This window comes from uncultured Amaricoccus sp. (genome assembly GCF_937858865.1).
GTDB lineage: Bacteria > Pseudomonadota > Alphaproteobacteria > Rhodobacterales > Rhodobacteraceae > Amaricoccus.
Window position 1 is genome coordinate 1 of record NZ_CALLYO010000183.1, and the last position, 8,016, is coordinate 8,016.

The 8,016-nt window shown below is 72.0% G+C and carries 12 protein-coding genes; all 12 read left to right on the plus strand.

What is annotated here, in order from left to right:
- The first annotated feature begins 307 nt into the window (after positions 1 to 307).
- The 12 genes from Q0112_RS05050 (at position 308) to Q0112_RS05105 (ending at position 8,014) form a co-directional block, all read left to right on the plus strand.
- Positions 308 to 748 (plus strand): hypothetical protein, encoded by a 441-nt coding sequence (locus Q0112_RS05050; protein WP_297972308.1) that lies wholly within the window; start codon positions 308 to 310, stop codon positions 746 to 748.
- A gap of 40 nt (positions 749 to 788) precedes the next feature.
- The gene (locus Q0112_RS05055) at positions 789 to 2,051 is read left to right on the plus strand and encodes a terminase family protein (RefSeq protein ID WP_324564360.1); all 1,263 of its coding nucleotides are present in this window, start codon (positions 789 to 791) and stop codon (positions 2,049 to 2,051) included.
- Between the two features lie 122 nt (positions 2,052 to 2,173).
- Complete coding sequence (locus Q0112_RS05060; protein WP_297972310.1) at positions 2,174 to 3,361, plus strand: phage portal protein; 1,188 nt, start codon at positions 2,174 to 2,176, stop codon at positions 3,359 to 3,361.
- The gene (locus Q0112_RS05065) at positions 3,361 to 3,609 is read left to right on the plus strand and encodes a hypothetical protein (protein WP_297972311.1); all 249 of its coding nucleotides are present in this window, start codon (positions 3,361 to 3,363) and stop codon (positions 3,607 to 3,609) included. The genes Q0112_RS05060 and Q0112_RS05065 overlap by 1 nt, the downstream gene beginning before the upstream one ends.
- A 15-nt stretch (positions 3,610 to 3,624) precedes the next feature.
- A complete protein-coding gene (locus Q0112_RS05070; protein WP_297972314.1) occupies positions 3,625 to 4,173 on the plus strand; it encodes an HK97 family phage prohead protease in 549 nt (182 codons plus the stop codon).
- Between the two features lie 37 nt (positions 4,174 to 4,210).
- A complete protein-coding gene (locus tag Q0112_RS05075) occupies positions 4,211 to 5,410 on the plus strand; it encodes a phage major capsid protein (protein WP_297972316.1) in 1,200 nt (399 codons plus the stop codon).
- Positions 5,411 to 5,552: 142 nt separating this feature from the next.
- Entirely contained in the window at positions 5,553 to 5,858 is a 306-nt protein-coding gene (locus Q0112_RS05080) for a hypothetical protein (protein WP_297972319.1), read from the plus strand.
- A 29-nt stretch (positions 5,859 to 5,887) separates the two neighbouring features.
- The gene (locus Q0112_RS05085) at positions 5,888 to 6,487 is read left to right on the plus strand and encodes a head-tail connector protein (protein WP_297972321.1); all 600 of its coding nucleotides are present in this window, start codon (positions 5,888 to 5,890) and stop codon (positions 6,485 to 6,487) included.
- Positions 6,484 to 6,825, plus strand: a complete 342-nt coding sequence (locus Q0112_RS05090; RefSeq protein ID WP_297972322.1) for a head-tail adaptor protein — start codon at positions 6,484 to 6,486, stop codon at positions 6,823 to 6,825. The genes Q0112_RS05085 and Q0112_RS05090 overlap by 4 nt, the downstream gene beginning before the upstream one ends.
- Positions 6,822 to 7,241: a DUF3168 domain-containing protein gene (locus Q0112_RS05095; RefSeq protein ID WP_297972323.1), complete on the plus strand. Its 420-nt coding sequence runs from the start codon at positions 6,822 to 6,824 to the stop codon at positions 7,239 to 7,241. Before Q0112_RS05090 ends, Q0112_RS05095 begins: the two co-directional genes overlap by 4 nt.
- Before the next feature lie 27 nt (positions 7,242 to 7,268).
- Positions 7,269 to 7,682: a phage major tail protein, TP901-1 family gene (locus Q0112_RS05100; RefSeq protein WP_297972325.1), complete on the plus strand. Its 414-nt coding sequence runs from the start codon at positions 7,269 to 7,271 to the stop codon at positions 7,680 to 7,682.
- Positions 7,682 to 8,014 (plus strand): gene transfer agent family protein, encoded by a 333-nt coding sequence (locus Q0112_RS05105; RefSeq protein WP_297972327.1) that lies wholly within the window; start codon positions 7,682 to 7,684, stop codon positions 8,012 to 8,014. Before Q0112_RS05100 ends, Q0112_RS05105 begins: the two co-directional genes overlap by 1 nt.
- Positions 8,015 to 8,016: the final 2 nt, after the last annotated feature.

Genomic DNA, 8,016 nt, shown 5'->3' on the forward strand with positions numbered 1-8,016 from the left:
GCCGCCTTTGCGGCCTCCCTCCGGCGGAGAGCGGCCTTCGGCCGCTCGAGTCATTTTTCTCCCCGCCTGTTGGCGGGGCCCCTCGTCTGCTCGATAGGGTTTCTGCCTGTATGAAATCCTTCAGGGGAGGGGGCGATGGCGGTTGCCGTCGTCGTCGCGGTGCGGGTGGGGAGACGGTGGAGCATTTGCAGGTGGTGACGGGCGCCGCGGGCGTGCGGGTGACGTACGCGGGCGGCCGGCGCGGCGCTTCCGGCGCCGCGGATGGCGCTGGCGGCGGGTTGAGGGTGCGCAACCGCAGATTTATTACTTGACGGTGCGCTCGCTCTCCGGTATAGGACTGGGCAAGCTGGAAGAAGTGAGTCGGCAGGCCTCGGAGACGGGGCCTGCCGTTTCTTTTCTGCCCGGGCGGAGCAGCCAGGGCATCCATCACATGACACTTTCAGCATCAGAAGACGCGGCGGACAGCGACAGGCTGGGACGCACGCTGGAGCTGTACCGTGATCTGTCCGTGGCTTTGCGCGGTCGGATCGACCAACTGAAAGCGGGAACCGCAGGCAAGGACGAGGGCAAGGACGCGGAGGACGCGCTCAAGTCCTATCAGAAGATCCTGCAGACGGTTCTCGACCTCGAGGCAAGTCTTGTCAGACGAAGAGAAGCAGGAGCGGCAGGGGCGGGCGCAGGCCTCGACCTCGACGCCGCACGCGCCGAGATCCTTGCGAGACTTGCTGTCTGGGCTGCCGCAAGGTGAGCTCGACGCCTTTCTGGAAGCGCTGAGTCCGAACGCCCTGATGTCCCTGCCCTGGCTCTTCGAGCAATGGGCGCTGGGGCATCAGCTGCCCCCGGAGGGAGACTGGGCGACCTGGGTCATCCTGGGCGGCCGGGGGGCGGGCAAGACCCGCGCGGGGGCCGAGTGGGTCCGCGCGCAGGTCGAAGGGGCGAAGCCGGGCGACCCGGGGGCCTGCTCCCGGGTCGCCCTGGTCGGCGAGACGCTGGACCAGGCGCGCGAGGTGATGGTCTTCGGCTCCTCGGGGCTGCTCGCCGCGTCGCCGCCGGACCGGCGGCCGGAGTGGCAGGCGTCGCGCCGGCGGCTGGTCTGGCCGAACGGGGCGGTGGCGGAGACCTATTCGGCGCGCGATCCGGAGAGCCTGCGCGGGCCGCAGTTCGATGCGGCCTGGTGCGACGAGGTGGGCAAGTGGTCCAGGGCCGAGGAGGCCTGGGACCAGCTGCAGTTCGCGCTGCGGCTCGGGGCGCGGCCGCGGGCGGTGGTGACGACGACGCCGCGGCGGAACCCGATGCTGCTGAAGCTGATCGAGGCGGCGGACACGGTGGTGACGCGGGCGCCGACCGAGGCCAACCGGATGCATCTGGCGCCGGGGTTCGTCGAGCGGCTCGCGGCGCGGCATGCCGGCACGCGGCTGGGGCGGCAGGAGCTCGAGGGCGAGTTCGTGCTCGACATCGAGGGCGCGCTCTGGACCTGGGAGACGATCGAGGCGGCGCGGCGGCCGGTCGCGGGCGAGCCGGACCGGATCGTGGTGGCGGTCGATCCGCCGGTGACGAGCGGCGAGGGGGCGGACGAGTGCGGGATCGTGGTGGCGGGCGTGGTCCGCGACGGGCCGCTGAATGCCTGGGTCGGCGAGGTGATCGCCGACGCGAGCCTGCGGGGCGCCTCGCCGCAGCGGTGGGCGGAGCGGGCGGTGGCGCTCTACCACGCGCACCGGGCCGACCGGCTGGTCGCCGAGGTGAACCAGGGCGGGCAGATGATCGAGACGCTGGTCCGCCAGATCGATCCGATGGTTTCCTTCCGCGCCGTCGTCGCCACCAGGGGCAAGGGGCTGCGCGCCGAGCCGGTGGCGGCGCTCTACGAGCAGGGGCGGATCCGGCACGCCCGGGTCTTTCCCGAGCTCGAGGCGCAGATGGCGGCGATGACCGTGGGCGGCTACGCCGGGCGCGGCAGCCCGGACCGGCTGGATGCCCTGGTCTGGGCGATCACCGAGCTGATGCTCGACCCCGAGGCGCGGCTGGTGCCGGGGATCCGCACGCTCGGGCGGTGAGTTTTCGAGAGACGGGGCCGCTCCGGGGTCCCGAGTTACCGCGATTTCCCGACCGCCGGGCGATGCCGTCCGGCTCGAAATCGCTCGAGCGGCCGACGGGTTCAGTCAGGAGCGAGCGTTCCATGGTCTTGCAGTTCTTCCGCACGTCCCGGGCCAGGTCCCGGTCCGAGCCGCCGGAGGCGAAGGCCTCGGCCGCGGCGCCGGTCATCGCCTTCCAGGGCGCGGGGCGGGTGGCCTGGTCGGCGCGCGACACATCGACGCTGACCCGGGTGGGGTTCCTGGGCAATCCGGTGGCCTTCCGCTGCGTGAAGCTGATCGCCGAGGCGGCGGCGGCGGTGCCGGTGGTGGTGCAGGATGCCGACCGGCGCTTCGACGTGCATCCGGTGATCGACCTCCTCGCCGCGCCCAATCCGGGGCAGAGCGGGGCGGCGCTCTTCGAGTGCTTCTACGGGCACCTGCTGCTGAGCGGGGACGGGTATCTGGAGGCGGCCGGGGAGGTCGCGGCCGGGGGGCCGCGGGAGCTCTACGTGCTGCGCTCGGACCGGATGAAGGTGGTGCCGGGGGCGGACGGCTGGCCGGTCGCCTATGAATATGCCGCGGGCGGGGCGAAGCATGTGTTCGACATGCGGGCCGAGCGGGTGCCGGTGCTGCACGTGAAGGCGTTCCATCCGCAGGACGATCACTACGGGCTGTCGCCGCTGGCGGCGGCGGCGAGTGCCATCGACGTGCACAATTCGGCCAGCACCTGGTCGAAGGCGCTGCTCGACAATGCGGCGCGACCCTCGGGGGCGATCGTCTATCGCGGGGTGGACGGGCAGGGGCAGCTGGCGGCGGACCAGTATGCGCGGCTGGTGGAGGAGATCGAGAGCCATCATCAGGGGGCGCGGAACGCCGGGCGGCCGATGCTGCTCGAGGGCGGGCTGGACTGGAAGCCGATGGGGTTCTCGCCGAGCGACATGGAATTTCATCGCACCAAGGAGGCGGCGGCGCGCGACATCGCGCTCGCCTTCGGGGTGCCGCCGATGCTGCTCGGGCTGCCGGGGGACAATACCTATGCGAATTATTCCGAGGCGCACCGGGCCTTCTACCGGCTGACCGTGCTGCCGCTGGTGTCGAAGACGCTGGCGGCGATTTCCGGTTGGTTGCCGGGGTATTACGGCGTGCGGTTCCAGGTGAAGGTGGACTTCGACAACGTGCCGGCGCTGGCCGAGGAGCGCGCGGCGCTCTGGGCCCGGGTCGGCGGGGCCGGCTTCCTGAGCGACGGCGAGAAGCGGGCGCTGCTCGGGCTGCCGAAGCTCCGGGAGGAGTGATGCGTGGCACCGGGGTCAGGGGCGGCGGGTCGCGCTTTCTCTACGAGCCATTCGATGCGACGGCGGCGCGGATCGAGGTGAGCGAGCGCATCCAGGAGGAGCGCTGGACGCTGCTCGAGCGGCGGCTGAACCAGATCGAGGTGGCGCTCGACCGGCTGGAGCGGCGGATCTGGCTCGCGGTCTACGGCGCGGCCTCGCTGATCCTCGCCGATATCGCCTACGGGCTGCTGCAGATCACCGTTTCCTGAGAAAGGATGAGATCGATGCATCGGATTGGCGGGGTGCGCTCGCTGGAGACGAAGTTCTGCAGCTTCGACGGCGCGGTGGCGCTGAAGGAGGGGGCGGAGATCGCCGGCTACGCGAGCCTGTTCGGCGCGCCGGACCAGGGCGGGGACGTGGTGCAGGCGGGGGCCTATGCGGCCTCGCTGGCGCGGCTCGCCAGGGCGGGGTCGGGGGTGAAGATGCTCTGGCAGCACGACCCGACGCGGCCGATCGGGGTGTGGGACGAGGTGCGCGAGGACGGGCGCGGGCTCTGGGTCAAGGGGCGGCTGCTCCTCGAGGTGCAGGCGGCGCGGGAGGCGCATGTGCTGCTGCAGGCCGGGGCGATCGACGGGCTGTCGATCGGCTACCGGACGCTCCGGGCCGAGGCCAAGGGCGGGCGGCGGCTGCTGCACGAGATCGAGCTCTGGGAGGTGTCGCTGGTCACCTTCCCGATGCTGCCGGAGGCGCGGGTGCTGGCGGAGGATCCGGAGGCGGACCTGGCGCGGGCGCTGGCGGAGAGTTTCCGCGAGGCGAGGCAGATGCTGGCGTGAGGCGCCGGCGGCAAGGCGACATCAAGGAAGGTCATCAATGGCGAAATCCGAAAGCGAAGCCCGGGCGGGGACTGCCGCGCCGGGGGTGGGCCCCCACATGGAAGTGAAGTCGGCCGTGCTGGGGTTCCTGGGCGAATTCAACGCCTTTCAGTCCGAGATCAAAGCGAAGCTTCAGGAACAGGAATCCCGTTTGGCCATGCTCGACCGTAAGTCCATCGCGATGAACCGCCCGCCGCTGGCACGCGCGGCCGAGGCCGAGACGCCGCACAAGAAGGCCTTCGCCGCCTATCTGCGCTCGGGGGACGACGACGGGCTGCGCGGGCTCGGCGTCGAGGAGAAGGCGCTCTCGACCGCGGTGGCGGCGGACGGCGGCTACCTGGTCGATCCGGTGACCGCGGGGCAGATCGTGGGCGTGCTGCGGTCCTCGGCCTCGATCCGGGCGATCGCCAACGTGGTGACGGTGGAGGCGTCGGCCTTCGACGTGCTGGTCGACCATACCGACATCGGCTCGGGCTGGGCGACGGAGAGCGGGGCGGTCGCGGAGACCGGGACGCCGCAGGTCGACCGGATCTCGATCCCGCTGCACGAGCTCTCGGCGCTGCCGAAGGCGTCGCAGCGGCTGCTCGACGACAGCGCCTTCGACGTCGAGGGGTGGCTGGCGCAGCGGATCGCCGACAAGTTCAGCCGGGCCGAGGCGTCGGCCTTCGTGGCGGGCGACGGCGTCGACAAGCCGACGGGGTTCCTCAACTATCCCAAGGTCGACAACGACCTCTTCGCCTGGGGCTCGCTCGGCTATGTGCCGACCGGGACGGACGGCGATTTCGATGCGACCGAGCCGGCGGATGCGATCGTCGATCTCGTCTATGCGCTCGGGGCCCGGTACCGGGCCAATGCGACCTTCGTGATGAACTCGAAGACCGCCGGCGCCGTGCGCAAGATGAAGGACGCGGACGGGCGGTTCCTGTGGTCGGACGGGCTGGCGGCGGGCGAACCGGCGCGGTTGATGGGCTATCCGGTGCTGATCGCCGAGGACATGCCGGACATCGCCTCGGGGACCTTCGCCATCGCCTTCGGCGACTTCCGGGCCGGCTATACCGTGGCGGAGCGGCCGGATCTGAGGATCCTGCGCGATCCCTTCTCGGCCAAGCCGCACGTGCTCTTCTATGCCACCAAGCGGATCGGCGGCGATGTCTCGGACTTCGCGGCGATCAAGCTCCTGAAGTTTGCGGGCGCCTGAGGCATCGGGCCACGCAGAGACGGCTCGCGCCGGTTCCGCCGGTCGCGGGTCGGGCACACCCCCGCACCTTCCAGTCGCTGCTCCTCCCTCCGCTCGGGCGGTGCGGGGGTGTGCTTGACGAGTGACCATCGAGGCAGTCCCGATGAGCGGATACCTTCTGAAGCGGGCCGACCGGGACGCCACCTTCGCGATCGACTGGCGGCAGGGCTATCTCGCGCCGGGGGAGACGGTGACCGCCGATCTCGGCTGGAGCATCCAGACGCGCGAGCCGGGGCAGGGCGATCTCGGGGTGACGGGGCAGCATCACGACCCGGCCCGCTCCTGGGCCCGCTTCGCCGGCGGCGTGCCGGGGCGGGTCTATCTGGTCGCGGGGCGGGTCGAGACCAGCGCCGGCCGCACGCTCGAGCGGGCGGTGGTGGTGCGGATCGCGCTGGGGGCGCGCGCATAGGGCCGCGGGCCCGGATTGAGGAGTTTCGCATGATCCTGACGGAAGTGAGCGCCCCGCCGGCGGCGGCGGTGCCGGTGCGCGCCTTCGCCGAGCACCTGCGGCTCGGGAGCGGCTTCGCGGACGACGGGTCCGAGGATGCGGTGCTCGAGCTCTACCTGCGCGCGGCGATGGCGGCGATCGAGGCGCGGCTCGGGCGGGTGCTGCTGGCGCGGGACTTCTCCTGCACGGTGAGCCGCTGGCGGGAGGATGCCTGCCAGGCGCTACCGGTCGGGCCGGTGCGGTCCGTCGCCGAGGTGCGGCTGGTCGATGCCGAGGGTGCGGAGACGGTGGTCGAGCCGGGCGCCTGGTCGGTGATGCGCGACAGCCAGCGGCCGCGGCTGGTGGGGAAGTTCGGGCGCAGCCTGCCGCGCATCCCGCGCTCGGGGCGGGCGGAGATCCGCTTCAGCGCCGGCTTCGGCGAGGGGTGGGAGGAGGTGCCGGCGGACCTGCGCCAGGCGGTCTTCCTGCTGGCGGCGCATTTCTACGAGAACCGGGCCGAGGGTGCGGCGGCGGCCGGCGCGATGCCCTTCGGGGTGCTGGTGCTGATCGAGGCCTACCGCGCGACGCGGATCGGCGGGGGGATGGCGTGAGCGCCGGGGTGCGGCTGCTCCGGCGGCTGGTGCTCGAGGCGGCGGAGCGCGTGGCGGACGGGTCGGGCGGCTACGGCGAGGACTGGGTGCCGCTCGGGGTGGTCTGGGCGGACGTGCAGCCGAAGGGCGGGCGCGAGGACTTCGTCGCCGGGCGGCCGCAGCCGCGGGTGAAGTATCGCATCCTGGTGCGCGCGGCGCCCGCGGGTGCGCCGTCGCGGCCGCGGCCGCAGCAGCGGCTGCGGGACGGGGCGCGGGTCTTCCGCATCCTGACGGTGACGGAGAGCGACCCGGGCGGGCGGTATCTCGAGATCGTTGCCGAGGAGGGATTGCTGCCGTGAGCTATGCTTTTGCGGGCGGGCTGCAGGCCCGGGTCTATCAGCGGCTGATCGACGATCCGGCGCTGTCGGCGCTGATCGGGGGGGCCGTGTACGATGCGCCGCTCGAGCCGGCGCTGGCGGCGGCCGGGCCGGACTATGTGACGCTCGGCGAGGAGACGGTGCGGGCGAACGGCACCAAGACGAGCCGGGGCGCGATCCACGACTTCACGGTGACGGTGCATTCGGGGCGCGACGGCTTCGCGGCGGCGAAGGAGATCGCTGCGGCGGTCTGCGACTGCCTGATCGACGCGCCGCTGGCGCTGGAGGCCGGACGGCTGGTGGCGCTGCGCTTCCTGCGCGCGGGCGCCGAGCGGGGTCGGGCGCCGGAGAAGCGGCGGGTGAGCCTGAGGTTCCGCGCGGTGGTGGACGAGGACTGACAATTCTTTCTCGGAAGGACGACGGACATGGCGGCGCAGAGAGGCAAGGACCTGTTGATCAAGCTGGACATGACCGGCTCGGGCAACTTCCAGACGATCGCGGGGCTCCGGGCGACGCGGATCGCGTTCAATGCCGAGACGGTGGACGTGACCAACCTCGGCAGCGCCGGGCGGTGGCGGGAGCTCCTGTCGGGCGCCGGGGTCAGGTCGGCGGCGATCTCGGGGTCGGGGGTCTTTCGCGACGAGGCGACGGACGAGCGGGCGCGGGCGATCTTCTTCGCCGGGGAGATCCCCCAGTTCCAGGTGATCGTGCCCGACTTCGGGGTGATCGAGGGGCCTTTCCAGATCACCTCGATCGAGTATTCCGGGAGCCACGACGGGGAGGCGGTCTACGAGCTGGCGCTGGCCTCGGCGGGCGCGCTGAGCTTCGCGGCGATCTGATGGCCAATCCCTGGCGGGGCGAGGTCGAGCTCGTCGTCGACGGCGAGCCGCGGGTGATGCGGCTGACGCTGGCGGCGCTCGCCGAGCTCGAGGCGCGGCTGAAGAGCGAGTCGCTGGTCGAGCTGATCCAGCGCTTCGAGGCGGGCGGGTTCCGGGTGCGGGACCTCGTCGCGCTGCTGACCGCGGGGCTGAACGGCGGCGGCTGGAAGGTCAGCGAGTCGGAGCTGATGGCGGCGCGGGTCGAGGGCGGACCACTGGCGGCGGCGCAGGCGGCGGCGCGGCTGCTCCGGATCACCTTCACGCTGCCGGGCGAGGACGAGGAAGGGGAATGACG